General features: G+C 72.7%; 25 protein-coding genes, 2 tRNA genes and 1 other RNA gene. 16 read left to right on the top strand and 12 right to left on the bottom strand.

Annotation, left to right across the window (positions count from 1 at the left end; genetic code table 11):
* Window positions 1-56: 56 nt before the first annotated feature.
* From EJC51_RS24085 to EJC51_RS24070, 4 genes are all read right to left on the bottom strand, one after another.
* Window positions 57-141: transfer RNA gene (locus EJC51_RS24085), tRNA-Ser, on the bottom strand.
* A gap of 55 nt (window positions 142-196) precedes the next feature.
* Window positions 197-622: a tRNA adenosine(34) deaminase TadA gene (gene tadA, locus EJC51_RS24080; protein ID WP_126277110.1), complete on the bottom strand. Its 426-nt coding sequence runs from the start codon at window positions 620-622 to the stop codon at window positions 197-199.
* Between the two features lie 56 nt (window positions 623-678).
* A complete protein-coding gene (locus tag EJC51_RS24075) occupies window positions 679-1,209 on the bottom strand; it encodes a tRNA adenosine deaminase-associated protein (protein ID WP_126277111.1) in 531 nt (176 codons plus the stop codon).
* 232 nt (window positions 1,210-1,441) lie between these two features.
* Window positions 1,442-1,636 carry a hypothetical protein gene (locus EJC51_RS24070; RefSeq protein ID WP_126272978.1) on the bottom strand — a complete coding sequence of 65 codons (195 nt, stop codon included), beginning with the start codon at window positions 1,634-1,636 and terminating at the stop codon, window positions 1,442-1,444.
* Window positions 1,637-1,776: 140 nt separating this feature from the next.
* On the opposite strand from EJC51_RS24070, the gene upp reads away from it, so the two are divergent.
* Window positions 1,777-2,412, top strand: a complete 636-nt coding sequence (upp, locus tag EJC51_RS24065; protein WP_097274289.1) for a uracil phosphoribosyltransferase — start codon at window positions 1,777-1,779, stop codon at window positions 2,410-2,412.
* Between the two features lie 118 nt (window positions 2,413-2,530).
* On the opposite strand, the gene EJC51_RS24060 is transcribed toward upp, so the two are convergent.
* Entirely contained in the window at window positions 2,531-3,172 is a 642-nt protein-coding gene (locus EJC51_RS24060) for a LytR C-terminal domain-containing protein (RefSeq protein ID WP_126272977.1), read from the bottom strand.
* 99 nt (window positions 3,173-3,271) lie between these two features.
* On the bottom strand, window positions 3,272-3,568 hold the full coding sequence (locus tag EJC51_RS24055; protein ID WP_003999914.1) for a type II toxin-antitoxin system VapB family antitoxin: 297 nt from the start codon (window positions 3,566-3,568) through the stop codon (window positions 3,272-3,274).
* Window positions 3,569-3,672: 104 nt separating this feature from the next.
* Between EJC51_RS24055 and EJC51_RS24050 the strand changes: the two genes are divergently transcribed.
* Complete coding sequence (locus EJC51_RS24050) at window positions 3,673-5,274, top strand: helicase HerA-like domain-containing protein (RefSeq protein WP_126272976.1); 1,602 nt, start codon at window positions 3,673-3,675, stop codon at window positions 5,272-5,274.
* Window positions 5,275-5,310: 36 nt separating this feature from the next.
* Here EJC51_RS24050 and EJC51_RS49210 read toward each other — a convergent pair whose 3' ends face one another.
* The 5 genes from EJC51_RS49210 to EJC51_RS24030 form a co-directional block, all read right to left on the bottom strand.
* A complete protein-coding gene (locus EJC51_RS49210; protein WP_279631354.1) occupies window positions 5,311-5,442 on the bottom strand; it encodes a hypothetical protein in 132 nt (43 codons plus the stop codon).
* A gap of 54 nt (window positions 5,443-5,496) precedes the next feature.
* Entirely contained in the window at window positions 5,497-5,793 is a 297-nt protein-coding gene (locus EJC51_RS24045) for a hypothetical protein (RefSeq protein WP_126272975.1), read from the bottom strand.
* 73 nt (window positions 5,794-5,866) lie between these two features.
* On the bottom strand, window positions 5,867-6,523 hold the full coding sequence (locus EJC51_RS24040) for an HdeD family acid-resistance protein (protein WP_126272974.1): 657 nt from the start codon (window positions 6,521-6,523) through the stop codon (window positions 5,867-5,869).
* Between the two features lie 55 nt (window positions 6,524-6,578).
* Entirely contained in the window at window positions 6,579-7,172 is a 594-nt protein-coding gene (locus EJC51_RS24035) for an HhH-GPD-type base excision DNA repair protein (RefSeq protein ID WP_126272973.1), read from the bottom strand.
* 25 nt (window positions 7,173-7,197) lie between these two features.
* Window positions 7,198-7,902, bottom strand: coding sequence for a siderophore-interacting protein (locus EJC51_RS24030; protein WP_126272972.1), 705 nt, complete (start codon window positions 7,900-7,902; stop codon window positions 7,198-7,200).
* Window positions 7,903-7,979: 77 nt separating this feature from the next.
* Between EJC51_RS24030 and EJC51_RS24025 the strand changes: the two genes are divergently transcribed.
* From EJC51_RS24025 to EJC51_RS23985, 9 genes are all read left to right on the top strand, one after another.
* Window positions 7,980-10,031: a penicillin acylase family protein gene (locus EJC51_RS24025; protein ID WP_126272971.1), complete on the top strand. Its 2,052-nt coding sequence runs from the start codon at window positions 7,980-7,982 to the stop codon at window positions 10,029-10,031.
* On the top strand, window positions 10,024-10,620 hold the full coding sequence (locus tag EJC51_RS24020) for a GNAT family N-acetyltransferase (protein WP_126272970.1): 597 nt from the start codon (window positions 10,024-10,026) through the stop codon (window positions 10,618-10,620). Before EJC51_RS24025 ends, EJC51_RS24020 begins: the two co-directional genes overlap by 8 nt.
* The gene (locus EJC51_RS24015; RefSeq protein WP_126272969.1) at window positions 10,617-11,084 is read left to right on the top strand and encodes a cupin domain-containing protein; all 468 of its coding nucleotides are present in this window, start codon (window positions 10,617-10,619) and stop codon (window positions 11,082-11,084) included. Before EJC51_RS24020 ends, EJC51_RS24015 begins: the two co-directional genes overlap by 4 nt.
* Window positions 11,081-11,839, top strand: coding sequence for an SDR family NAD(P)-dependent oxidoreductase (locus EJC51_RS24010; RefSeq protein WP_126272968.1), 759 nt, complete (start codon window positions 11,081-11,083; stop codon window positions 11,837-11,839). The genes EJC51_RS24015 and EJC51_RS24010 overlap by 4 nt, the downstream gene beginning before the upstream one ends.
* Window positions 11,840-11,944: 105 nt before the next feature.
* The gene (locus EJC51_RS24005; RefSeq protein WP_126277109.1) at window positions 11,945-13,675 is read left to right on the top strand and encodes a copper resistance CopC/CopD family protein; all 1,731 of its coding nucleotides are present in this window, start codon (window positions 11,945-11,947) and stop codon (window positions 13,673-13,675) included.
* Between the two features lie 140 nt (window positions 13,676-13,815).
* Window positions 13,816-15,192, top strand: a complete 1,377-nt coding sequence (locus EJC51_RS24000; RefSeq protein ID WP_126277108.1) for a glycoside hydrolase family 36 protein — start codon at window positions 13,816-13,818, stop codon at window positions 15,190-15,192.
* A 72-nt stretch (window positions 15,193-15,264) separates the two neighbouring features.
* Complete coding sequence (locus EJC51_RS23995) at window positions 15,265-15,471, top strand: DUF4287 domain-containing protein (protein ID WP_059194487.1); 207 nt, start codon at window positions 15,265-15,267, stop codon at window positions 15,469-15,471.
* A 73-nt stretch (window positions 15,472-15,544) separates the two neighbouring features.
* Window positions 15,545-16,288, top strand: coding sequence for an SDR family NAD(P)-dependent oxidoreductase (locus EJC51_RS23990; RefSeq protein ID WP_208870736.1), 744 nt, complete (start codon window positions 15,545-15,547; stop codon window positions 16,286-16,288).
* Between the two features lie 300 nt (window positions 16,289-16,588).
* Window positions 16,589-17,947, top strand: coding sequence for a phosphatase PAP2 family protein (locus tag EJC51_RS23985; protein WP_208870735.1), 1,359 nt, complete (start codon window positions 16,589-16,591; stop codon window positions 17,945-17,947).
* A gap of 153 nt (window positions 17,948-18,100) precedes the next feature.
* Here the strand turns inward: EJC51_RS23985 and EJC51_RS23980 are convergent.
* Window positions 18,101-18,188, bottom strand: a tRNA-Ser gene (locus EJC51_RS23980).
* Window positions 18,189-18,260: 72 nt separating this feature from the next.
* Between EJC51_RS23980 and ffs the strand changes: the two genes are divergently transcribed.
* From ffs to EJC51_RS23955, 5 genes are all read left to right on the top strand, one after another.
* Window positions 18,261-18,359: signal recognition particle sRNA small type (ffs, locus tag EJC51_RS23975), an RNA gene on the top strand.
* Between the two features lie 63 nt (window positions 18,360-18,422).
* A complete protein-coding gene (locus EJC51_RS23970) occupies window positions 18,423-20,837 on the top strand; it encodes a DNA polymerase III subunit gamma and tau (protein ID WP_126272966.1) in 2,415 nt (804 codons plus the stop codon).
* Between the two features lie 178 nt (window positions 20,838-21,015).
* A complete protein-coding gene (gene purD / locus EJC51_RS23965; protein ID WP_126272965.1) occupies window positions 21,016-22,269 on the top strand; it encodes a phosphoribosylamine--glycine ligase in 1,254 nt (417 codons plus the stop codon).
* 337 nt (window positions 22,270-22,606) lie between these two features.
* Window positions 22,607-24,355, top strand: a complete 1,749-nt coding sequence (locus tag EJC51_RS23960) for a hypothetical protein (protein WP_208870832.1) — start codon at window positions 22,607-22,609, stop codon at window positions 24,353-24,355.
* Between the two features lie 162 nt (window positions 24,356-24,517).
* Window positions 24,518-26,020 (top strand): N,N-dimethylformamidase beta subunit family domain-containing protein, encoded by a 1,503-nt coding sequence (locus EJC51_RS23955; protein ID WP_126272963.1) that lies wholly within the window; start codon window positions 24,518-24,520, stop codon window positions 26,018-26,020.
* Window positions 26,021-26,066 lie beyond the last annotated feature (46 nt).

Here is a 26,066-nt window from a genome sequence, read left to right as displayed (position 1 = left end):
CTCTCACGCCTCGGCACGCACGAAGGGCCCCGTCTTTCGACGGGGCCCTTCTCAAGCGGTAGCGGAGGGATTTGAACCCTCGGTGACTTGCGCCACACTCGCTTTCGAGGCGAGCTCCTTCGGCCGCTCGGACACGCTACCGAGGGAGACCTTACAGCAAGGTGGGGCATGCTCTGAAATCGGTATCCGGGGCCCCTCAGCGGGCGCGGAAGAACTCGGTGAGCAGCGCCGCGCACTCCTCGGTGAGGACGCCCTCGATCACCTCGGGGCGGTGGTTGAGGCGGCGGTCGCGGACGACGTCCCAGAGGGAGCCGGCCGCGCCGGCCTTCTCGTCGCGGGCGCCGTAGACGACCCGGTCCACCCGGGACTGCACGAGGGCGCCCGCGCACATCGTGCAGGGTTCGAGGGTGACGACCAGCGTGCAGCCGGTCAGCCGCCACTCGCCGAGCTCGGCCGCCGCCCGGCGGATCGCCAGGACCTCCGCGTGGGCGGTCGGATCACCGACCGCCTCGCGTTCGTTGTGGCCGGCGCCGAGGACGGTGGTGCCGTCCGGGGCCAGTACGACGGCCCCCACGGGCACGTCCGCACCGGCCTTCCCGGCCTCGTCCAGGGCGAGCCGCATCGCGGCCCGCCAGCGGTCGCGTACCGGGTCCGGGGACCCCACGGGGACGCCCCCGGTCAGCGGACGGTCTCCAGGACCTCCGAGGCGCCCAGGGCCTCGGCGATCTCGGTGAGCGCGTCCTCCGACAGGGCCTTCAGTTCCTTCTGGCTGACACCCAGGTCGTCGAGGATCTCGGGGTCGCCGACCGGGCCGTGCGGCACGGCCTCGGCGGAGCCGCCGCCCTCGCTGTCGTCGTCGTCCTCGTCCTCGCCGTCCTCGGTGCCGTCGAGGTCGAGGGATTCCAGGTCGGCGTCGTCCTCGCCGGGCTCCCTTCCGAGCAGTTCGTCGGTGAGCAGGATCTCGCCGTAACTGCTGCGGGCAGCGGCGGCGGCGTCCGAGACGTAGATACGGGGGTCGTCCTCGCCGTCGATCCGGACGACGCCGAACCAGGCGTCCTCCTGCTCGATGAGCACCAGCACCGTGTCGTCCTCGGGCGAGGCTTCACGGGCCAGTTCGGCCAGATCCGACAGGGTCTCCACATCGTCGAGCTCTGTGTCGCTCGCTTCCCACCCGTCTTCGGTGCGCGCGAGCAGTGCGGCGAAGTACACCGTGACTCTCCCACTGGTCATAGGCGTGCCGGTTGGGGGTCCCCCCGGCGGAGGTCTGCGGGCGGGGAGGCTTTGGCTCCGAGCCCCACCCACTCGGAATCGTGGCAGAAACGAAGCGATCAGGGGACGTCTTCGGCTCCCTGTGTCCGCCCGTTTTGATCGTCCACCAGCGGGATCGTACGCGGCTCCCGCCGTGGCACACGCATCAGGCGGTCCAAGAACGCCTCAAGGCCTACCAGCGGAAGGTGCGCATGCGCATGGCGTGGCGCAGCCGCGCGACCTTGGCGCGCCGGGGCTGGACACGGTCCCGCAGCTCCCGGGCCTCGGCGAGATCGCGCAGGAACTGGGCGCGCCGCCGACGGCGCTCGGCGTCGGTCTCCTGTTGTGGTTCCGGCCCCGGCTCCTGCTCGGGCACAGGCACTGGCATAGGCACACCACCCCGGTCACGTCCCTCCCACTTTCCCTCCGACGGGGGGTTTGATGCCAGCGGGCGGGTGACTGGTGTTCCCCAGGGGTTTGGGGATCGCCGGGACGACGGGCCCAGCGGGCCCGGTTACTGTTGTGGACATGCGTCTCCACGTCGTCGACCACCCCCTGGTCGCCCACAAGCTCACCACGCTGCGCGACCAGCGCACCGACTCCGCGACCTTCCGCCGTCTCGCCGACGAGCTGGTCACCCTCCTCGCCTACGAGGCCACGCGCGACGTGCGCACCGAGCAGGTCGACATCAACACGCCGGTCGCCCGGACCACCGGCGTGAAGCTGTCCTACCCGCGCCCCCTGGTCGTGCCGATCCTCCGCGCCGGCCTCGGCATGCTCGACGGCATGGTCCGCCTGCTGCCGACCGCCGAGGTGGGCTTCCTCGGCATGATCCGCAACGAGGAGACGCTGGAGGCGTCCACGTACGCCACGCGCATGCCGGAGGACCTCTCCGGGCGTCAGGTGTACGTCCTCGACCCGATGCTGGCGACGGGCGGCACGCTGGTCGCGGCGATCCGTGAGCTCATCAAGCGCGGCGCGGACGATGTGACGGCCGTGGTGCTGCTGGCGGCCCCCGAGGGCGTGGAGCTCATGGAGCGCGAGCTGGCGGGGACGCCGGTGACGGTGGTGACGGCAGCGGTCGACGACCACCTGAACGAGCACGGGTACATCGTGCCGGGCCTGGGAGACGCGGGCGACCGCCTCTACGGCGCCGCTGAGTAAAACGCCCTCAAGGGGCGCGGGGCCGTATCAACATGCGGCTCCGCCGCGGGGCGCGACAAGCCACAACAGGCCCGCAGCCGCACAACAACCGCACCCCTACGGCGAGAAGGCGCGAACCTCAACAGCTCTTCTTCGACGACGTCGGCGCAGGCTGCGGCTTCCCCAGCGCGGCCAGCGCCTTGTCCGCGTCCGCCTTCTTCGCCAGCGACTTGAACCCCGTGCCGATGATCAGGTCCACGTCGGCACCCTTGCGCCCGTCCGCCCGCGCCTCGGCCCCCGCCACCTGCGTGCCCAGCACCTCCAGCGACGTGCTCATGGCCGACGTACGCCCCAGCAACAGCCCCGCGCCCTTGACCTTCTTGTCGAACTCCTTGGTCGCGTTGCCCACGTCGCCGATCTTGAAGCCGCGCTTCTTGAGCACGTCGGCCGTCTCCTTGGCGAGCCCGGCGCGGGGCGTGGCGTTGAAGACGTTGACGATGATCTGCGACGGCTTCGGATACGCGGAGGCGGACGCCGAGGCCGAAGGGGACGCCTTCGTCGCGCAGTCCGCCTTGGGACCCGCCGCCGACGCCTTCTCGTCGTTGCCGGTGAAGATGCCGATGAGCTGCAACGTGCCCCAGCCGACCAGACCGAGCGCGGCGACGGACGCCACCAGCGCGACCACGAGCCTGCCGCGCCGCCGGGGGCGGCGCATGCGTGGGTATTTGTCCCCCGTGATCCGGTACTTGCCGCCCATGCCTGGGGGAGTCAGCATGCTCATGGGCGCAGCGTAGTGCGCCGCGGCGGCGATTCCTACTAAATGATCATTGGATACCGGGCAGGAGAACCCGAAAGGGCCAACCCTTCACCGGGTGGTCACTCAATCCAGTTCCAGCACACGCGCGTGCAGCACCTGGCGCTGCTGGAGCGCCGCCCGCACCGCGCGGTGCAGCCCGTCCTCGAGGTACAGGTCGCCCTGCCACTTCACGACGTGCGCGAAGAGGTCGCCGTAGAACGTGGAGTCCTCGGCGAGCAGGGTTTCCAGGTCGAGCTGCCCCTTGGTCGTCACCAACTGATCGAGGCGGACCGGGCGCGGCGCGACGTCCGCCCACTGCCGGGTGCTTTCCCGGCCGTGGTCGGGGTACGGCCGGCCGTTTCCGATGCGCTTGAAGATCACACGGAAAGCCTACCGGTCAAGACCTTCCGGGCGCAGCCATGGCGACGGAGTGTGATGCTGGAAAAGATGCCGTAAACGGGGGCAAACCGGAACAGGTGCCTGAGATGAGTGACAGCGAGACCATGCCGCCGGCCACCGCTCCCGAGGCGCCGGGCAGTGCCCCCGCGCTCCCGAAGGAGGCCCTGGAGATCGCCTCCGGGTACGCCTTCGCCGGGCCGGCCCTCGATCTCGGCGCGCTGCTGTGGGACGGGGCGTGTCTGCCGGACGCGCAGGTCAGGATTCCGCTGCCGATGCTGAACCGGCACGGACTCGTCGCGGGCGCCACCGGCACCGGCAAGACCAAGACGCTCCAGCTGATCGCCGAGCAGCTCTCCGCGCAGGGCGTGCCGGTGTTCCTCGCGGACATCAAGGGGGACGTGTCCGGGATCTCGGCGCCGGGCCGGCCGAACGAGAAAGTCCAGGAACGTGCGCGGGACGTCCATCAGCAGTGGGCGGCGACCGGCTTCCCGGCCGAGTTCTACGCCCTCGGCGGCATCGGCCACGGCATCCCCGTACGGGCCACGATCACCGACTTCGGCCCGCTGCTGCTCTCCAAGGTCCTCCAGCTCAACCAGACCCAGGAGCAGTCCCTCGGCCTGATCTTCCACTACGCCGACCAGAAGGGGCTCGAACTCGTCGATCTCAAGGACCTCAGGGCCGTCGTGACCTTCCTGACCTCCGACGAGGGCAAGCCCGAGCTGAGGAACATCGGAGGCCTCTCCACCGCCACGGCCGGCGTGATCCTGCGCTCGCTCACCGCCTTCGAGGCGCAGGGCATGGCCGACTTCTTCGGTGAGCCGGAGTTCGACACCGCGGACCTGATGCGCACGGCGTCCGACGGGCGCGGCATCGTCTCCGTCCTCGAACTGCCCGCCGTGCAGGACAAACCGGCGTTGTTCTCGACGTTCCTGATGTGGCTCCTCGCCGACCTCTTCCACGATCTGCCGGAGGTCGGGGACGCGGACAAGCCGAAGCTCGTCTTCTTCTTCGACGAGGCGCATCTGCTCTTCCACGACGCCTCGAAGGCGTTCCTTGACTCCATCACGCAGACCGTCCGGCTGATTCGCTCGAAGGGGGTCGGCGTCTTCTTCGTGACGCAGACCCCGAAGGACGTACCGTCCGATGTCCTCGCCCAGTTGGGCAATCGCGTGCAGCACGCGCTGCGGGCCTTCACTCCGGACGACCAGAAGGCGTTGAAGGCGACGGTGAAGACGTTCCCCGACTCGGCGTACGACCTGGAGGAGCTGCTCACCGGGCTCGGCACGGGTGAGGCCGTGGTGACGGTCCTCAGTGAGAAGGGCGCCCCCACCCCCGTCGCCGCGACCCGGCTGCGCGCCCCCGAGTCCCTGATGGGCCCGATCGAGCCCACCGCCCTCGACGAGGCCGTCGGGGCCTCGCCGCTGCACGGACGTTACGCACAGGCTGTGGACAGAGAATCGGCGTACGAGAGGCTGACCGCGTCCCGCGGGGCGAAGGGCCCGGACGAGATGAAGACGGCCCCGCCCCAGAAGACCGCCGCCAAGAAGGCCGCCCCGAAGGAGGAGCCCTCCGTCGTCGAACAGGTCGTCGGCAGCGGCATGTTCAAGTCCCTCGCGCGTTCCCTCGGCACCCAGATCGGCCGTGAGATCACCCGCTCGATCTTCGGCACGGCCAAGCGGAGGCGGTAACCCCGGTCACCCGGAGGCCCCGCCTCCGCCACTGGCTCAGCCGCGCTTCCCTTCCTTCACCGGCGGCTTCTGTGCCTGCGGGACCTGCGGGACCTGCGGCTTGGGCGCGCTGCGGGCGGCTTCCGCGCGCAGGAGGGCGCGCAGGACGGCGTACGGGTCGACGGGCATGGTGGTCGTGCTCCTTGCGTTCGCTGCTGAAACGGCCTCGGTCGCGAGGGCCGGTCAGCAGCGCAGGACCACCGTGCGGAGGGCGAGCAGGCGAGACGAGGGGTGCGGCGGCGCAGGGAGCGGTGTGCCCTCCGAGGCGACGGGGGAGGCCGGCTCGACGCGGGGCGCGGGACGCGGCGGGGCGACGGGTTGCCGGTCGGCCGGTCGCAGGACGGTGTCGAGCACGTCGTACTCGGCGACCTCACCGGCCGCGACCGGCACGGCGGCGGCGGGCGCCCCGGCGGGTGCGACCGGCACGAGCAGCGCGAGCAGCAGGACGAAGGCGCGGAGCCAGGTTCGGGTGCTGCTCATGATTGCTGGTCTGCCCCGGGGAGTACGGGGTCCATCGCGTCGTCCGTCAGATCCGCCCGCACGGGTTACCCGCTCACACCTCGCGCGGCACCCGGCGTGCCCGCCCCCGCATCCGTACCGCCGTGACGATCTCGACGACGCCCACGACGACCAGCCAGATCCCGCCGACCACGGTGAGGACGGCGACCGACTCGAAGGGGGAGTCGATGAGGACGATGCCGGCGACGAACGTGATGATCCCGAGGAAGACCTGCCAGCCGCGGGCGGGCATCGACGGGTCGGAGGCGGCGGCCAGGGTCTGGGTGATGCCGCGGATCAGCCAGCCGATGCCGATCCACAGGGCGAGCAGCAGGATCGACTGCATGGGGCCGCGGAAGCAGAACAGGCCCAGCAGGATCGACAGGGCGCCGCTGATGAAGGCGAGGACGCGCAGGCCGGTCGTTCTGTGCGTGCCGAAGGCGGAGACCAGTTGGAAGACGCCGCTGACGACGAGGTAGACGCCGAAGAGGATGCCGGTGGCGAGGAGTGTGGAGCCCGGCCAGACCAGCACGAGGACGCCGAGGACGAGGGAGGCGAGGCCGGTGATCAGGACCACCTGCCAGGCCGCCTTGGACAGGGCGTGGAGGGGGCCCTCGAAGGGGGGTTCCGGCTCGGCGGTCCGCCGCTGGGCGTGGACCTTGCGGTCGTCGTACTCCGGGCTCCAGGAGGAGCCGCTCGGTGCCTCGGTCATGGTCCATGCTGGGACCGCGGGCGGCCGCCGTGCGAGGCGGGCTGAGCCGACCGGGTTACTGCTTGGCGGCCTTCGCCGCCTTGGCCGCGGCCTTCATCTCCTGCTTGTGCGCCCGCACTTTGGTCAGGGACTCGGGGCCCTTGATGTCGGCGACGGACCGGAAGGACCCGGCCTCGCCGTACGCGCCCGCGGCCTCCCGCCAGCCCTTCGGGGTGACGCCCAGTTGCTTGCCCAGCAGCGCCAGGAAGATCTGGGCCTTCTGCTTGCCGAAGCCGGGGAGTTCCTCCAGGCGGCGGAGGAGTTCGCGGCCGTCCGGCACGCCCTTCCAGATCAGCTCGGCGTTCCCGTCGTAGTGCTCGACGAGGTACTGGCACAGCTGCTGGACGCGTTTGGCCATGGAGCCCGGGTAGCGGTGGACCGCCGGCTTCTCGGAGAGCAGGGCCGCGAAGGCCTCCGGGTCCTGGGCGGCGATCTCGTGGGCGTCGAGGTCGTCGCCGCCGAGGCGGTCCGCGATCGTCCGCGGCCCCTTGAACGCCCACTCCATCGGGACCTGCTGGTCCAGCAGCATCCCGACGAGCGCGGCGAGCGGGGAACGTCCGAGGAGTGCGTCGGCCTCGGGGTCCTGGGCGAGGTGCAGGGTGACGTCCATGACCCCGATCATGCCGCGTACCGGGTCAGGCCGCCCGCCAGTAGCCGAGCGCGTGCATCCGGTCCTTCGGCACGCCCAGTTCCTTGCGGACGTAGGCGGAGAGGGTGCGGGTGGTGCGGGTGTCGCAGGCGATCCAGACGTACGCGTCCGGGTGGGCCTTGAGGAGGTCGGGCAGGTCCCTCTTCACCTCGTCGACGAGCGCGGAGGAGGCCCGGACGTCGTGGCGGGACGCGTCCGTGCGGAACGGGAGGCCGTCGCGGGCGCCCTCGAACCAGATCGTCGCCGGGGACGAGTCCAGGGCGGCCAGGAGGGAGTTGATCGCGGGCAGGGAGGCCGGGTCGCCGATCGCGACGACATGGGTCGGGGCCGGGTCGGGGTGTTCGAAGGCCGTGCCGTGGACCGTGGCCTCGATCGTGTCGCCGGGCTTCGCCGCGCGCGCCCAGTCGCTGGCCACGCCCTCGTGCAGCGCGAACTCCAGGCTGAAGGTGCCGGCCGCCGGGTCCGGGTCGACGAGGGTGTACGCCCGCTGGTGCGGCTTGCCCGCGTCGGAGAACCAGAGGCGGACCCACATCGTCGGGTGCACGCCGGTCGCGGCGAGCAGGCCGCCGTCGCTCAAGTGGAGCCGCCGGTAGTGCGGGGTGACGTCCTCGGCGCCGGTCACCGTCAGGACGAAGTCCTTCGCGCGCAGCAGTCTGAGGACCGCGCCCTCCCAGCCGTGCCCCTGCCCCATCGCCTCTTCACCCCTCGCGTACGATTCCACCCGACATACTTAGGTGAGCCTAACCTAAAGCACGGGAGAGCCGCAGAGTGAGCGCCGAGATCTACCGAGATGCCTGGGGCATCCCGCATCTGCGGGCGGACGGCGTGCGCGCACTCGCCCGTGCCCAGGGTCTGGTCACCGCCCGCGACCGCGCCTGGCAGCTGGAGGTCGAACGGCACCGCGCCCGCGGCACCTCGGCCGCCGTCCTCGGCGTCGACGCCCTCCCCTGGGACCGCTTCGTCAGACGCGCCCGCCTCGACGACACCGCGAGACGCTGCTTCGCCGACCTCTCCGTGAAAGACCCCGAGACGGCCGACTGGGTACGGGCGTACGTCGACGGCGTCAACGAAGGCCTCACCGGCGCCGAACTCCCGCTCGGCGCCCCCGGCCGCTGGGAGCCCTGGACCCCGCTCGGCGTCTGGCTCGCCACCCACGTCCTCTTCGCGGGCTTCCCGGCGAAGCTCTGGCGCGAGCAGGCCGTCCGGCACCTCGGGGAGGAGGCCGTAGGACTGTTCGCCACCGACGGCCCCGGCACGTCCGGCAGCAACGGCTGGCTGGTGAGCGGCGAGCGGACCGCGACCGGCCGGGCCGTCATCGCCGGCGACCCGCACCGCTTCATCGAGGACCCCGGCGTCTACCAGCAGATCCACCTGTCCTGCCCGGAGTTCGACGTCATCGGACTCGCCGTGCCCGGCGTCCCCGGCATCGCCCACTTCGGTCACACCGGCACGGTCGCCTGGGCCATCACCAACGCCATGGCCGACTACCAGGACCTCTACCGCGAGAAGCTGCGCCGCACCGGGGCCGGGGTGGAAGCCCTCGACCCGGACGGGACATGGCGGCGCGCCTCCCGGCACACCGAGACCATCGCGATCGCGGGCGAGGAACCGGTGGAGGTCGAGGTCATCGAGACCGCGCGCGGCCCGGTGATCGCCGGCGGCCCGGAAGGCCTCGACGACGGCACCCCGCTCGCCCTCAGCCTGCGCACCCCGCCCCGGGTCACCGGCGACCTGGGCTTCAGCACCCTCCTCCCCCTGCTGCGCGCCCGCCGGATCGCGGACGTCGACCGGGCCTTCGACCAGTGGGCCGAGCCGGTCAACGTCGTGCAGGCCGCCGACACCGAGGGCGGGCTGCTGCACCGCGTCGCGGGCCGGGTGCCGGTACGGTCCACCGCCAACCGCACCCGGGTGGTGCCCGCCTGGGAGGCCGGGCACGAGTGGACCGGCTGGCACGACATGCCCCGCGCCGGCCTCACCGACGGCGTCGCCGTGATGGCCAACCAGCGCGGCCCGGCCGCACCGCTCGGCGTCGAGTTCGCGCCGCCGCACCGCGCCGACCGCATCGCCGAACTGCTCGCCGGGAAGGAGAAGTGGACGGCCGCCGACATGCCGGCCATCCACATGGACACCCATCTCGCCTCCGCCGGGCCCCTGTTGGACCACCTGGCGGCCCTCACGGACCTGAGCCCGGCGGCCACCGAGCTCAGGGCGACCCTCCTCGCCTGGAACCGCCGTATGGACGCGGACAGTTCGGCCGCGGCGCTGTTCGCGGCGGTGCGCACCGCACTCGTACGACGGCTCGCCGCGCACCCCGCCTTCGCCGCGCTCACCACCCCGCCCGCCTACCCGGAGGTCCTCCTGCCCTGGCTCGCGCTCACCCCGCGCATCGGCTACGCGCTCGAACACCTGCTGCGGGCCGAGGAGTTGTACGGCATCGACCGGCCGGCCGAGGTGCGTGCGGCCGTCGAGGAGGTGGCCCTGGCGGGGTCGGCCACGACGTGGGGCGAGACGCACCGCCTGGTGCCGTGGCGGGCGCTGCCGGACCCGTCGTACGACGCACCGGGGCTCTCCGGTGACCACGACTGCGTGCTGTGCACCTCGGCGCTCCCGGGGCTGACCGACCTGGCCGCGCGCGGACCCGCCGCGCGGTACGTCTGGGACCTGGCCCGGCGTGCGGACAGCCGCTGGGTGGTGCCGTTCGGCGCCTGCGGGGTGCCCGGCTCGCCCCACCACCGTGATCAACAGCCCCTGTGGCTCGGCGGCGACCTGGTCCCGGTCGTCACCGACTTCGAACAGCTCAGCAAGGAGAGCGATGTCTGACCTCTATGTGCACCAGCAGGACGTCGACGGCTTCGGCACCGTCGCCGTCCGCCGGCTCGACGCCGAGGCCGACGCCGGGCTGGTGCACGGCTGGGTCCGTGAGGAACGCGCCGCCTTCTGGGGCATGAACGGGCTCACCCAGGACCAAGTGGCCGACATCTACGCCCACATGGACACCCTCGACACCCACCACGCCTACCTCCTGGAGAAGGACGGCGAACCGGTCGGCCTGCTCCAGACCTACGAGCCCGAGGCCGACCGGGTCAGCGAGTGCTACGCCGTGCAGGCCGGCGACATCGGCGTCCACCTGCTCCTCGGGCCCGCCGACCCCACCTCGGGCGCCCGCTCCGGCTGGTCGGCGGCGCTGCTGGGCGCCGTCGCGCATTACGTCCTGGTGGTCCTCGACCGTCGCCGGGTCGTCGTCGATCCCGACGTGCGCAACGAGAAGGCGATCGCCCGCTTCCTGCGGCAGGGGTTCGTGGCGGGGGAGCGGGTCGTGCTGCCGGAGATCGACCTCCCGGACGTGTATCTGCCCGAGAAGCATGCCCAACTGGCCTTCCTGCACCGGGAGGTAGTGTTCCCCGGGTGACCCCGGATGACCTCGTCGCCCACTACGGACTGGAACCGATCCCGCGCGAAGGAGGCCTGTTCCGCCGCACCTGGGAGGGGCCCGAGCGCGCGGACGGCGGCCCGGAGGGCACGGCCATCGTCGCCCTCCTCACCGCGGACGACTACTCGGCCCTGCACCGCCTGCCCGCCGACGAGATCTGGCACCACTACCTCGGCGACCCCCTGGAACTGCTCCTGCTCGCCCCCGACGGCACGTCCCGCACGGCGGTCCTCGGCCCGGACGTCCTCGCCGGACAGTCGGTGCAGCTGACCGTCCCCGCCGGCACCTGGATGGGCGGCCGCAGCCTCGGCGCCTGGACGTTCTTCGGGTGCACGATGGCTCCGGGGTTCACCTACGGGGGGTACGAGCACGGCGACCCGGAGACGCTGCTGGCGCGTTATCCCGCCCAGGCCGACCGGATCGCGGGACTGTGCCGTCCATGAGACTCCTCGAAGGACAGGTCGCCCTGGTTACCGGCGCGGGCGGCGGCATCGGCCGGGGCATCGCCCTGCGGTTCGCCGAACGGGGCGCGGCGGCGGTCGCGGTCCACTGCCGTACGTCGGTGACGGCGGCGGAGGAAGTGGCGGCGCGGGTACGGGAGACGGGGGCCCGGGCCGTCGTGCTGCGGGCCGAGCTGCGGGACGAGGAGGAGTGCCGGCGGCTGGTCCGGGAGGCCGCCGAGTGGGGTGGCGGGCGGTTGGACGCGCTGGTCAACAACGCGGGTGTGCAACCGGTCCAGGGGCTGCCCGGGATGACCGCCGAGGAGTGGCGGGAGGTCGTGGACGCCAACCTGTCGAGCGTGTTCGCGTGCACGCAGGCGGCGGCCGAGGCGATGGAGGGGGGCGGGTCCGTCACGCACATCGCCTCGATCGAGGCCCACGCCCCCGCCGCCGGGCACGCCCACTACTCCGCCGCGAAGGCCGCCGTCGTCATGCACGCACGGTCCGCCGCCCTGGAGTACGGGCCGCGCGGCATCCGCGTCAACAGCGTCTCCCCGGGCCTGATCGACCGGGACGGGCTGGCCGAGGCCTGGCCGGAGGGCGTGCGGCGCTGGGAACAGGCCGCTCCCCTGGGCCGGTTGGGCCGCCCCGAGGACATCGGCGACGCCTGCGCCTTCCTCGCCTCCCCGCTCGCCTCCTGGATCACCGGGCAGGACCTGGTCGTCGACGGCGGGGTGTCGGCGCGCCCGACCTGGTGAGTGTTCCGCGGCTCGCGTACGTACATGTCCCGGAGCGGCGGCACGGAGCGGAGTACTGACGTGGAGCGTGACGGTGGCCGAGGACGGCGGCGATTTCAAGGGCTGGTGCTGCTGGGCACCGTGCTGGTCCTGCTCCTCTTCGGCGGTGCGGGACCCGCGTCCGCCCACGCCGCCCTCCGCGCCTGCGACCCCGAGGACGGAAGCGTCCTCAAGTCCGCGCCCCGCCATCTCACCCTGACCTTCACCGAGTCCGTCGGCCTGCTCGACGACTCCTTCCGCGTCCTGGACCCGGACAACCGGCGGGTCCGCACCGGCGAACCCGAGCATGTGCCGGGCCGCTCCGACACGGCCCGCGTGACGCTGCCCGCGAAGGGTCTCGGCGAGGGCACCTTCACCGTGGCCTGGCGGGTCGTCTCGGCGGACAGCCACCCGGTGTCGGGCGCGTTCACGTTCTCGGTGGGCAAGCCCTCGGTCACCTCGGCGGTCGTGGACCCCGGCCCGGTGGAGAACCCGACGACGGCCACGCTCTACAACATCGCCCGCTATCTCGCCTATCTCGCCGCCGCCCTCCTCATCGGCACGGCCGTCTTCCTCGCCGCCTGCCGCCCCGCGGACGCGACCGTGCTGCCCCGGCTGCTGTGGGCGGGCTGGGGGATCCTGGCCGCCGCGACCGTCGCCCAGCTGCTGCTGCGGGCCTCGTACGAGACGGGCACGGCCCCGGCCCTCGACGGCTTCGACCGGACGCTGACGACCCGTCCCGGGCAGGTCCTCCTCGCCCGGCTGGCGCTGCTCGCGCTCACCGCGCTGTACCTGCGCTGGGTGCGCAAGGCGTGGAGCGCCAAGGGCACCCGGATCGCCGGCGGTGTCCTCGCCGTCGCCCTCGCCCTCACCTGGGCCGCCGGTGAGCACGCCTCCGCCGGGATCCAGGTGCCGGTGGCGATGACCGCCTCCGTGCTGCACGTCCTCGCGATGGCGGCCTGGCTGGGCGGCCTCACCGCCCTGGTCACCACCCTGTACCGGGCCCCCGTCGTCGAGGCCGCCACGGTCGCCCGCTTCTCCCGCCTCGCCTTCGCCTGTGTGACCGTCCTGGTCGTGACCGGCGTCTACCAGTCCTGGCGCGGCCTCGGCTCCTGGGCGGCGCTGACGGGGACGTCGTACGGCCGTCTCCTGCTCTTCAAGCTCGCGGCGGTGCTCGTGCTGCTCGGCGCGGCCGGGCTGTCACGGCAGTGGACGGCACGGCTGGTCACGGTGGACGCCGAGAGCGTCGTAAAGGAGCGGGAGCGGGTGCCCGAGCCGGTGGGCGGGCCGCCGCTGCCCGCGCCCGAGAAGACCGCGGACGCCCCCGGCGACGACGGGTACCGGCGCGGGCTGCGGCGGTCCGTGGCCGTCGAGATCACCGTGGGTGTCGTGGTGCTGGTCCTCACGACCGTGCTGACCGGCACGCTGCCCGGGCGGGCGGCGGAGGATGCGGCCACGGCGACCCCGGGCGGCGGACTGCCCGTCGCCTCGGTCACGAACGTGCCCTTCGACATGGGCCCCGCCGGACGCGGCACCGTGCAGATCACCCTCGACCCGGGCCGGGTCGGCCAGAACCAGGTGCAGGCGATCGTCTACGGCGCCGACGGCGGTTTCGCGACCGTCCCCGAGCTGCGGCTGACCTTCACCCTGCCGTCCCAGGACATCGGCCCCCTCGACGCCCGGCTCACCGACCAGGGCGGCTACTGGGGCACCAGCGACTTCACCCTGCCCATCGCCGGGACCTGGACGATGCGGACGACCGTGCGGATCTCCGAGACCGACCAGGTCAGCGAGACGAACAAGGTCGAGATCGGGTAGCCGGTCACCGGCAGGGCGTCCGACGGCCGGACCTGCCGACCTGCCGCACTGCTTCGGGAACACGCTGGGCCATCGTCCTCATCTCCACCGGTGAGAACATGCCGATCATCTCGGCCCTGCACAACCGAAAGAGAACCACCGTGTCCCACGCCTTCACCCCGGTCGCCTCCGTGCCCGTGGACCCGGCCGGCGCCCGTGTCCACGAGGAGGGCTGGCAGTCCTGGAGCCCCAGCGGCAGCTACGCCCTCGGCGACAAGCCGTACCGCCCGGCCAACGCCAACTGGGCGACCGTCTGCTACCGCCCCGGCGTCACCGTCCCGGAGGGCACCTTCCAGGGCGAGGGGCTGCTGGCCCTGGACCCCGGCGACGGCACCCCGGTCCGCCTCTGGGCGGCCCCCGACCCGGTCCGCGAGGTCCCGTCCATCAGGCTCGTCGTGGACGGAGCCGTCGCCCAGGTGAGCGCCGACGGCCCGGTGAAGGAGTGGACGGGGACCGGCATCCAGGCGGTACTGGAGGAGTGGGCCGCGTCCCTCGCCGTCCGGCCGCCCCGCCCGGCGCCCACCGTCTGGTGCTCCTGGTACGAGTACTTCACCGAGGTCACCGAGGACGACATCCACGAGAACCTGCGCGCGATGGACACCCTCGACCTGCCCATCGAGGTCGTCCAGATCGACGACGGCTACCAGAAGGCCCTCGGCGACTGGCTCACCCTCTCCGGCCGCTTCCGCTCCCGCGCGGGCATCGCCGACACCATCCGCGCCCGGGGACGCCGGGCCGGCATCTGGACGGCCCCCTTCCTGGTCGACCCGGCGAGCGACCTGGCCGCCGAACACCCCGACTGGCTGGTGAAGGACCCCGCCGGCGGCTTCCTGCACGCCGGCCGCAACTGGGGCCACGACCTGAGCGTCCTGGACACGACCCACCCCGAGGCGGCGGAGTACCTGACGTCGGTGTTCCGGACCTTGCGCGCCGAGGGCTACGACTACTTCAAGGTCGACTTCCTGTATGCGGGGGCGCTGGAGGGCGTGCGGCACGCGTCGGTGGACGCGCGGGAGGGCGGGCACTCCGAGGTGGACGCGCTGGAGGGCGTGCGGCACTCCGGCACGGACGCGCTCACGGCGTACCGGGACGGCATACGCCTCATCCGTGCGGCGATCGGCGAGGACGCCTACCTCCTGGGCTGCGGCGCCCCGATCCTCCCCTCCATCGGCCTCTTCGACGCCATGCGGGTCAGCCCGGACACGGCCCCGCACCGCCGCCCCGAGGCCGACGACTACAGCCAACCCGGCCAGGACCCGGCCGAGTTCACCGGCACCGGACGCCAGTGGCAGCACGGCCGCCTCTGGGTCAACGACCCCGACTGCCTGATGGCCCGCCCGGCCGTGGAGACCCGCGAACGCTGGGCGGCACACGTCGAGGCGACCGGCGGCCTGATGGCGTCGAGCGACCGGCTGCTGTCGCTGGACCAGTGGGGCGTGGCGACAACCCGCCGACTGCTGGGCGGAGACGACCGGTGACCCACCGATGAGTTCCGCCGTCGGCCACGGTCATGGAAGGCGACACCGACGGCACGAAAGGACGTGAGTCACATGACCGAGCCGGTGAAGGGCCCCGCCAGCTACTTCCCCTCCATCGAGAAGAAGTACGGCCGCCCGATCGAGGAATGGGTGGAACTGATCCGCAGCTCCCCGCTGACCCGGCACATGCAGCTCGTCACCTGGCTCAAGACGGAGCACGGCCTGGGCCACGGCCACGCGAACGCGCTGGTGGCGCACACCCTGGCCGAGGGCAAGTGACGGACCCGCCGGACCCCGGCGGCGGTCCACCGGCCCGAGCAGCCGCCCGGCGCCGATGGCAGGATCCACCCGCATGGGAACAGCAGCAGCACAGGACTGCCCCGTGGCCCTGGTCACCGGCTCCACGTCCGGCATCGGCGAGGCCGTGGCCCGGCGGCTGGCCGGGGACGGGATGCGGGTCGTCGTGCACTCGCGGCGCAGCACCGACGCCGGCGAGGCCCTGGCGGCGGAGCTCGGCGGGACGTACGTACGGGCGGACCTGGAGGTCGAGGACGAGACGCGGGCCCTGGTGGGGACCGCCCTCGACCGCCTCGGCCGCCTCGACGTCCTGGTGAACAACGCGGGCATCAGCTGGCCCGTCCCGCACGCCGACCTGGCCGCCGCGACCCCGGCGGACTGGCGCCGGCTGCTGGAGGTCAACCTGATCGCCCCCTGGGTGCTGTGCACGGAGGCGCTCCCGGCGCTCCGCGAGGCACCCGGCGGCGGCAGCGTGGTGAACATCACCAGCCACGCCGGGGTGCGCCCCAAGGGCTCGTCCGTCCCGTACGCGGCGAGCAAGGCCGCGCTGAACCACGTCACCCGCCTCCTCGCCGCCGCGCTCGGGCCGGAGGTCCGGGTCAACGCGGTGGCGCCCGGTCTGGTGGACACCCCGATGACGAGGGACTGGGCCGAGGCCCACCAACTCTGGCGCGAACGCGCCCCGATGCACCGCCCCGCCCGGCCCGCCGACGTGGCCGACCTGGTGGCCGCCCTGATCGCCGGCAGCTACCTCACCGGCGAGGTGATCGTGCTGGACGGTGGCCTGAATCTGACGTGAGCGACCGCACGGACGCGGCGGAATCGAACCGGTTTCCGGGCTGGGCCCTCTGAAGGGTGGGGGTCTTTGAACTTACGATGAGCGGCGGCCCAACACCGCACGACGCCCGTCCGACGTCCGCCCGCACCCCCGTCCGCCCGCACCACGTCCAAGAAATCGGCCGGCCCATTGATACCTGGAGAGCCGCGGGACCACCCGCTCCCGCGAATACGACGAAGAACCACGTCCGCCGCGTGGCGCCGTCCACAGACGATCCTGTGGACCGCGGCCGGTGCGGTGACCCTCGGTTTCCTCATCGCGATGGAGCTCACGGCACGCCACTACGGCCTGCCGGGACCGCTGACGACCCAGGTCAAGGAGGTGATCCTGCCGCCCAAGTCGGGCTTCCTGCTGTACGGCGCCATGGCGCTGATGATGGTGGTGCTCACCCGGCGGGAGCGCTTCCGCGCACTCGGTGTCGCCCTCGGTATCGACGCCGTTCTGCTGCTGGTGCGCTGGGCGACGGGCACCGGCCTGCACGGCGGCCACCCGTTCGGCAACGGCGCGCTGTGGGTCGTCCTGGGCTACGGGGTCATCGCGCTGACCCGCCGTACCGGCGCCGAACGCGTCCTGCTGCTGAAGGGCGTGGGCCTCGCGCTGCTCCTGGTGGCCGGCCGTAAGACGGGCGACACCTGGCTGCTCATCACCGCCAAGGCCCGCCCGACGGTCCTCGACCCGTACCTCGCGGTCGCCGACCGCGCGCTGGGCGACCCGTCCTGGGTGGCGGGCCGCATGCTCAAGGCCACCGGCCCGCTCGGCGCCCACGTCCTCGACCTGGTCTACGGCCAGCTCGCCGTGGCCGCCGTCGTCGTCTCCCTGTACGGGCTGCGCAACGTGGCGGCCGAGCGGCGCTTCCCGCGCCACCACCTGGTGCGCACGTTCCTGGTCATCGGCCTGCTCGGACCGGGCATCTACATGATCTTCCCGGTGGTCGGCCCGATCTTCGCCTACGGCACGGGCATCGAGCACTGGCAGCCGGTCGGCCTGTGGACCCACACGCCCGCCACCGCGCAGTGGTCGGTGGGCGACTTCTGGCCGAACACACCACCCCCGCTCACGGACCCGCACGCGATCCCGTTCGACGAGCTCACCCCGCGCAACTGCATGCCGAGCCTGCACACGGCCTGGGCCACCGCGATCTTCATCCACTCCCGCCGGGGCCCGCGCGTGCTGCGCTGGGCGGGCACGTTCTGGCTGATCGCCACCCTCGCGGCGACCCTCGGCTTCGGCTGGCACTACGGCACCGACCTCGTCGCCGGCGTGGTCTTCACGCTCACGATCGAGGCGGCCCTGCGCGCCCAGGCCCGCGGCTGGGACCGCTCGGCGACCCACCTGGTCACCTACGGCACGATCATCTTCACGGCCCTCCTCCTGTCGTACCGCTACCTCCCGACAGAACTGGCCCGCCTTCCGTGGCTGTACGGCCCGCTGATCCTGCTGGCGATGGGTTCCGTCATCTACGGCTACCTCCGCACCACCAGGGCCTGGGAGCGCCAGGACATCTCCCTGCCGACCCAACGCCGCCCAGAACAGGGACAGGGTCAGGAACAGGAACAGGAACAGGGTCAGGTTCAGGGACAGGGACAGGAATCAGCACCGGCACCGGCATCGGCGACCTGACCCGGCCGAGCCCCACAGCCGTCGGCGAGCCGGACCGCTTTAACGGTCCGGCCCCGAGTCCTACGCGGGCACCACGCCGTGGACGCGGGACGAGTACGCGTGCCAGCTGAACGCCAGAGGGCCGGACCACTTTCATGGTCCGGCCCTCTTGGCTGGCGGAGGATACGAGATTCGAACTCGTGAGGGGTTGCCCCCAACACGCTTTCCAAGCGTGCGCCCTAGGCCTCTAGGCGAATCCTCCGCCGCAAACAATACAAGACGTTGAGGAGTGCTCGCGAACTCGTTCCCACCCCCGGCCATCGGGTACTGTTTGGGCAGCCCCTCACGCGGCGCTATCTGACTGAACTCCCCCAGGGCCGGAAGGCAGCAAGGGTAGGTCGGCTCTGGCGGGTGCGTGGGGGGCGCTTGCGTTTCCGGGGCGGGTGGAGCCTCCGCGGGGCCCGGGTTGTCAGTGGGCGCCTATAACCTCGTATGCGTGTCGTCTCTCGCGCTGTACCGCCGCTATCGCCCGGAGTCGTTCGCCGAGGTCATCGGGCAGGAGCATGTCACCGACCCGTTGCAGCAGGCGCTGCGGAACAACCGGGTCAATCACGCGTACCTGTTCAGCGGTCCGCGCGGTTGCGGCAAGACGACGAGCGCGCGCATCCTGGCCCGCTGTCTGAACTGTGAGCAAGGTCCCACGCCGACCCCGTGCGGCGAGTGCCAGTCCTGCCGGGACCTGGCCAGGAACGGCCCGGGTTCCATCGACGTCATCGAGATCGACGCCGCGTCCCACGGTGGTGTGGACGACGCCCGTGACCTGCGTGAGAAGGCCTTCTTCGGCCCCGCCGGCAGCCGGTACAAGATCTACATCATCGACGAGGCCCACATGGTCACGTCGGCGGGCTTCAACGCGCTGCTGAAGGTCGTCGAGGAGCCCCCGGAGCACCTCAAGTTCATCTTCGCCACCACCGAGCCCGAGAAGGTCATCGGGACGATCCGGTCCCGGACCCATCACTACCCCTTCCGGCTCGTGCCGCCGGGGACGCTGCGCGAGTACCTCGGTGAGGTGTGCGGCAAGGAGGGCATCCCGGTCGAGGAGGGCGTGCTCCCGCTCGTCGTCCGTGCCGGCCAGGGTTCCGTGCGTGACTCCATGTCCGTCATGGACCAGCTCCTCGCCGGCGCCCGGGAGGAGGGTGTGACCTACGCCATGGCCACCTCCCTCCTCGGCTACACGGACGCCTCGCTCCTGGACTCCGTAGTCGAGGCCTTCGCCACCGGTGACGGCGCCGCCGCCTTCGAGGTCGTGGACCGGGTCATCGAGGGCGGCAACGACCCGCGTCGCTTCGTCGCGGACCTGCTGGAGCGCCTCCGTGACCTCGTGATCCTCGCCGCCGTCCCGGACGCCACCGAGACGGGGCTCATCGACGCCCCCGCCGACGTCCTGGAACGGATGCAGGCCCAGGCAGGCACCTTCGGACCGGCGGAGCTCAGCCGCGCCGCCGACCTCGTCAACGAGGGCCTCACCGAGATGCGGGGCGCCACGTCTCCCCGGCTGCAACTCGAGCTGATCTGCGCCCGCGTACTGCTGCCCGCCGCCTACGGCGACGAACGGTCCGTGATGGCCCGCCTCGACCGCCTGGAGCGAGGCGTCAACTTCTCCGGCGGCAACGCCTCCGGTGGCCTGGGCGCACCCGCGATGGGCTACGTCCCCGGCCCCGACGCCCACGCCCAAGCCCCCGCCCCCGCGGCTGCCGCACCGATCCCGCCCGGCGGCGGCGCGGCGGCGGCGCGAGCGGCGGTACGAGGCGGTGGGGGAGGCGTAGGCGCTGGGCCCGTGGGAGCGGGAGCAGCGGGAACGGGAGCCGGAGCGGGAGGGCCCGCGGGCCAGCCGGTGCAGCAGGGGCACCCCGTGCAGCAGGGCCAACATGGGCAGCCGGGCCACCCGGGCCACCCGGGCCACCCGGGTCAGCCCGTCCCGGCAGCTCAGCCCGCCCCCTCCGCACCATCGGCGCCGCCGGTCCAGCCACCGGCTCAAGAGCCCCCGGCCGCTTCCGCGCCCACCGCCCAGCCCACCGCCCCTGCCTCCACCGGCACGTCCGCCCCCGGCGCCTGGCCCACCGCCACCCCCGCCGGTGGCGGCCGGCGCCCCGGCGGCTGGCCCACGGCCACCCCGGCGGGCGGCGGCGGCCAGCCCCCCGCGGCCGCGCCCGGCGCCGGCGCCCCCGCGGCACCCCAGCCCACCGCCGCTCCGGCACCCGCCCCGCAGTCCGCACCCCCCGCGGCCGCGGCGGCCTACGCACCCCCGGCCGGCGGCCTCGACCCCCGCATGCTCTGGCCGAACATCCTGGAGGCCGTCAAGAACCGCCGCCGTTTCACCTGGATCCTGCTCAGTCAGAACGCCCAGGTGGCCGGCTTCGACGGCACCACCCTCCAACTCGGCTTCGTCAACGCCGGCGCCCGTGACAACTTCGTCAGCAGCGGCAGCGAGGACGTCCTGAAGCAGGCGCTGGGCGAACAGTTCGGCGTCCAGTGGAAGATCGAGGCGATCGTCGACGCGTCGGGCGGCTCGGCACCGGCGCCGACCGGCGGCGCACAGAACTTCAACGGCGGCTACGGCGGTGGCGGCGCCCCCAGCACGTACGGCACCCCGGCCGCCCCCGCGCAACGCCCGCAGTCCCCCCAGCCCACCCCCGCGGCCCCCGCCGCCCCGACCCCGTCGACACCTCCTCCGTCGGCATCCCCCACCCCGGCACCCCGGCCCTCCGCCCCGGAACCGCCCCCGGTCGCCCCCGAGGACGACATCCCGGAGGACGACGACCCCGACCTCAACGAGTCGGCCCTCTCCGGCCGTGAACTGATCGTGCGGGAGCTGGGGGCGACGGTGGTGGAGGAGTTCACGAACGAGTAGGGCCGCGAACGGCAAGTCGGCAGCACGCACCTAGGGCCGCCGACCTCGACGCCGGGCAAGAAGGGGTCGGGCAAGAAGGGACCGGGCAAGAATTCAGAGGAACGTACAGGCCCCTCACGCCCCTCCCCTCGGCAACCCGCACAAAGCCGCACCCTCTGCGCCGGTTACCCTGAACCCCGTGAAGGTCCTCGTCATCGGCAGCGGCGCCCGCGAACACGCCCTGTGCCGCTCCCTGTCCCTCGACCCCGACGTCACCGCGCTGTACTGCGCCCCCGGCAACGCCGGCATCGCCGAGGTCGCCGAGCTGCACCAGGTCGACGCCCTGGACGGCAAGGCCGTCGCCGCGCTGGCCGGTGAGCTCGACGCCGAGCTGGTCGTCGTAGGCCCGGAGGCACCGCTCGTCGCCGGTGTCGCCGACGCCGTGCGCGAGCTGGGCATCCCGGTCTTCGGCCCCTCCAAGGAGGCCGCGCAGCTCGAGGGCTCCAAGGCCTTCGCCAAGGACGTGATGGCCGGCGCCGGAGTGCCGACCGCCCGCTCCTACGTCTGCACGACACCCGAGGAGGTCGACGAGGCCCTCGACGCCTTCGGCGCTCCGTACGTGGTCAAGGACGACGGCCTCGCCGCCGGCAAGGGCGTCGTCGTCACCCCGGACCTGGCGGCCGCCAAGGCGCACGCCAACGCCTGCGACCGCGTCGTCATCGAGGAGTTCCTCGACGGCCCCGAGGTCTCCCTCTTCGCCGTCACCGACGGCGAGACCGTCGTCCCCCTCCAGCCCGCCCAGGACTTCAAGCGCGCGCTGGACGGCGACGAGGGTCCCAACACCGGCGGCATGGGCGCGTACTCCCCGCTGCCGTGGGCGGACCCGAAGCTGGTCGAGGAGGTCCTCGACACCGTCCTCCAGCCGACCGTCGACGAGATGCGCCGGCGCGGCACCCCCTTCTCCGGGCTCCTCTACGCCGGTCTCGCGATCACCTCGCGCGGTGTCCGCGTCATCGAGTTCAACGCCCGCTTCGGCGACCCCGAGACCCAGGTGGTCCTGGCCCGTCTGAAGACCCCCCTCGCCGGCCTGCTGCTGGCCGCCGCCAAGGGCGACCTCGCCGACCTGCCGCCGCTGCGCTGGAGCGAGGACGCCGCGGTCACCGTGGTCATCGCCTCGCACAACTACCCCGGCACCCCGCGCACCGGCGACCCGATCACGGGCCTGGACGCGGTGGCCGCCGAGGACGCCCCGCACGCCTACGTCCTGCACGCGGGCACCCGGCACGACGGCGACGCCGTGGTCAGCGCGGGCGGCCGCGTCCTGTCCGTCACCGCGACCGGCAAGGACCTCCACGAGGCCCGCGACCGCGCGTACACCGCCGTCGGCCGCATCCACCTCGACGGCTCCCAGCACCGCACGGACATCGCCGCGAAGGCCGCGTCCGGCGCCTGAACCGGCGCAGCCCGGCCCGGGACCCGATGAACCGAGCAGGCCCCGAATCCGTCTCTGGATTCGGGGCCTGCGGCTTTCGCTCGCCTCGAAGATGACTGAATCCAAGTCAAGATCCAAGGCCTGATCATCGCTGTCCGTCATCCACCTTTCCCCAAAGCCATTCCATCGAGTGACCGGTGTCTTTAACGGCTGACGGGGACCGAGGGCCCAACTAGGGTGCGGCGCAAGCGTTCCGGCACTTGGCCCACCGGCATTGCGATGTCGGTGGCGGGTGCCACAGTGGGGGAATGAGCAACGCACGGACAGCAGGGAGGGGGCGACTCCGGTCGTGACCGGTATGGGTGTGGAGGCAGGAGCACAGGCCGCTCGTTCCCGGGCTCTCGCCGTGCTGCGCATCCGCAGCCGCGCGCTGGCCGTCGCACTGCTGCCCGCCGCGGTCGCCGTGGTGCTGTACGCGGGCGACACCACCGGCCATCTGGTGGGCCCCGGCTGGCATGCCGCCCGCTGGACCGTCGCCCCGCTCGCCGCCCTCGTCCTGCTCGCGGCCGCCGGCATCGCCCTGGTCGTGGCGCGCGCCCGCCCCGCGGTGAGCCCGACGGTCCCGATCGCCGAGGAGTCCGCCCCGGACCTGTACCGCATGGTCCGCGACCTGGCCGACCGCCTCGACGTCCCCGCCCCCTCCGCGATAGCGCTCACCCCGGACTGCGACAGCTGGCTGGAGGACCGCACCCACCCGGCCCACGGGCCGCCCCCGCGGACCGACCGTGACGAGCTCACCGGCGCCCCCGGCGCGCACCGCCGTACGACAGCGGCCCCCGTCCTCGTCATCGGCTCCCCGTTCCTGTGGTGGATGCGCGTGGGCGAGCTCCGCGCCGTCCTCGCCCCGGTCGTCGCCGGTACGGGCCCCTCGGCCCACCCGGACATAGCCGCGGCCCGCCGTTTCGTGCGCGGTCTGGACGCCGCGGTGGCCGTCTCCTCGACGTCCGGCCGCTGCCCGCTGACCCGCGGGGTGTGCGCGGCCGTCGGCTGGGTGGCGCGGCTGCTGCTGCGCAGCTGCCGGGAGCACGCGGCGCTGATGGAGCGCGGGGTGGCCGCCGCGGCCGCCGAGCGCGCACAGGCGGTGGACTACGGACTGCGGATCGTCGCGCAGGAACAGGTGGGCCTGGCGTACGCGGGCTGGGACCGGCTCCTGACCCGCGTCGCGCTGCCCGCCTGGCGCATGGGCCGCTGGCCCTCCCGACTGGACGCCGGCGTGGTGGCCGCCCTCACGGAGCTGTCCCGCCGCGACCGACTGGCCGAGGGCTTCGCCTCCCGCCTGGGCGAGCGCCCGGCCTGCGACCTCCTGGAGGAACCCGGCGCGATCGACGAGGCGGCCTCTCTCCTCGCCGCCCGCCTCTTCCACGGCGGCCCCGCCGAACCGGGCCCGGACTGGGCCCCGGTCACCTGGCAGGAGTACCCGGAAGAGGTCGTGGACCGAAAGTGGCGCCTGGACGCGGCCCGCCTCCACCGAGTCCTGGACGCCCAGGGCATCCACCACACCCCGGACCCCACCACCCCGGCCACAGCGGGCCCCACCTTGTCGAGGGTCCTGGACTACTTGGCCACTCCGCCGAACACCGCAGCCGCCCCGGCCCCCGCCCCCGCCGATGTCGATGTCGATGCCGAAGCCGACGGCGAGTCCGAACCCGGCAGCGAACGCACCCACACCCTCGCCGCAGCCCTCACCACCGAGCTCGCCCGCGAGGAGTCCACGGCCCCCGAGGCAAAGGCTCCCGACACCCAGCCCCCACCCCTGCCCTGGGACGACGCCACCCTCCCCCTCTTCCCGCTCCAACCCCCTCGCACCGCCCGCGAACTCCTCACCGACCACGTCACGGCGATGGTCTGCTGCGCCGCGATGGACACCGCCGGCGCCACCCCCGGCCTGGACTGGCTGGACGGCCCGACCCTCCTCATCAACGGAGAGCGGACCCCGGACCTCGCTCCGGGCGTCCTCAGCCTCATCGAGGACGGCGACCCCGTCCCCCTGCGCCACTGGCTGACCCAGGCAGGCATACGCCCGGAGAAGCCGCTCCGCCTGGTCTGAGGCAGCCGTGTCGGAACACCTGATTCCACTTTCGGCGAATTCGCAACGAATAGTGACAGCCTGCGCGCGTTATGTGATGTGCTGGGACCGATCGCGCACATGGCAAGGGCTTGCGACATAAGACACGCCGACCACACGGGGGTACGAGGGAGGGGAGCAGCCATGGCTTCGGAGCCGATCCGCCGCTGGGAGTCGGGAGCCCTGGCGCACGCCGTGACGGACCCCTTCGGCCAGGGCCCTCTCCCCTGGCTCCGGGGCAGCGAGACCTACTTCGACGACACGGGCCAGGTCGTCCCCTGGTATGTGGACGGCACCCCGCCACCACCCCCGGCCGGCGCCACCGGCGCCCGTATCCCCACCCCCCGCTCCTCCTCCGGCGGCCCCCGCGCGGCCGACGACGTGCGCCGCCAGATCAAGGGCTTCGCCTCCACCGGCGCGGTCGCCCCCGGCGAGGCCGTCGACTTCCACATCACGGTCGACCCGCCCCAGGAATTCAGCGTCGACGTCTACCGCATCGGCCACTACGGCGGCGACGGCGCCGCGAAGATCACCACCAGCCCCCGTCTCTCCGGCATCGTCCAGCCCCCGCCCCTCACCGCGGACCGCACGGTCTCCTGCCATCACTGGTGGCTGAGCTGGCGCCTCCAGATCCCCTCGTACTGGAGCATCGGCGCGTACGTGGCCGTCCTCACCACCGCCGACGGCTACCGCTCCCACGTCCCGTTCACGGTCCGCCACGACCAGCCGGCCGACCTGCTCCTGCTCCTGCCGGACGTGACGTGGCAGGCGTACAACCTCTACCCGGAGGACGGCCACACCGGCGCGAGCCTCTACCACGCGTGGGACGAGGACGGCCGTCTCCTCGGCGAGTCCGACGCCGCGACGACGGTCTCCTTCGACCGCCCGTACGCGGGCGCGGGCCTGCCCCTGCACGTGGGCCACGCCTACGACTTCATCCGCTGGGCCGAGCGCTACGGCTACGACCTCGCCTACGCCGACGCCCGCGATCTGAACTCCGGCCGCGTCGACCCCACCCGGTACCGCGGTCTGGTCTTCCCGGGCCACGACGAGTACTGGTCGGCGAACATGCGCCGCACCGTGGAGCGCGCCCGCGACCACGGCACCTCCCTCGTCTTCCTCTCCGCCAACACCATGTACTGGCAGGTGGAGTTGGGCCCGTCCCCGTCCGGCGTCCCCGACCGCCTCCTGACCTGCCGCAAGCGCCGGGGCCCCGGCCGCCCGGTGCTGTGGCGCGAGATCGACCGCCCCGAGCAGGAGCTGATCGGCATCCAGTACGCGGGCCAGGTCCCCGAGCCCCATCCGCTGATCGTGCGCAACGCCGACCACTGGCTGTGGGAGGCGACCGGCGCCCATGAGGGCGACGCCATCGAGGGCCTGGTCGCCGGTGAGGCCGACCGCTACTTCCCGCGCACCCCGCTGCCCGCCCACGACGACCGCATCCTGCTCGCACACTCCCCGTACACCGACACCGAGGGCGCCCTCCGCCACCAGGAGACGTCCCTCTACCGTGCCCCCTCGGGCGCCCTGGTCTTCGCGTCGGGGACGTTCGCCTGGTCCCCGTCCCTGGACCGCCCGGGCCATGTGGACCCCCGCGTCCAGCGCGCCACCGCCAACCTCCTGGACCGCATCTGCAAGCGTGACTGACCCGAGGTCCGAGGTCAGCCGCCTATAAGGGACAATCAACCCGTTG

Source organism: Streptomyces aquilus (assembly GCF_003955715.1).
GTDB lineage: Bacteria > Actinomycetota > Actinomycetes > Streptomycetales > Streptomycetaceae > Streptomyces > Streptomyces aquilus.
Note: the sequence above shows the minus strand (reverse complement) of the source record. Positions and strands in the feature narration are given on the sequence as shown.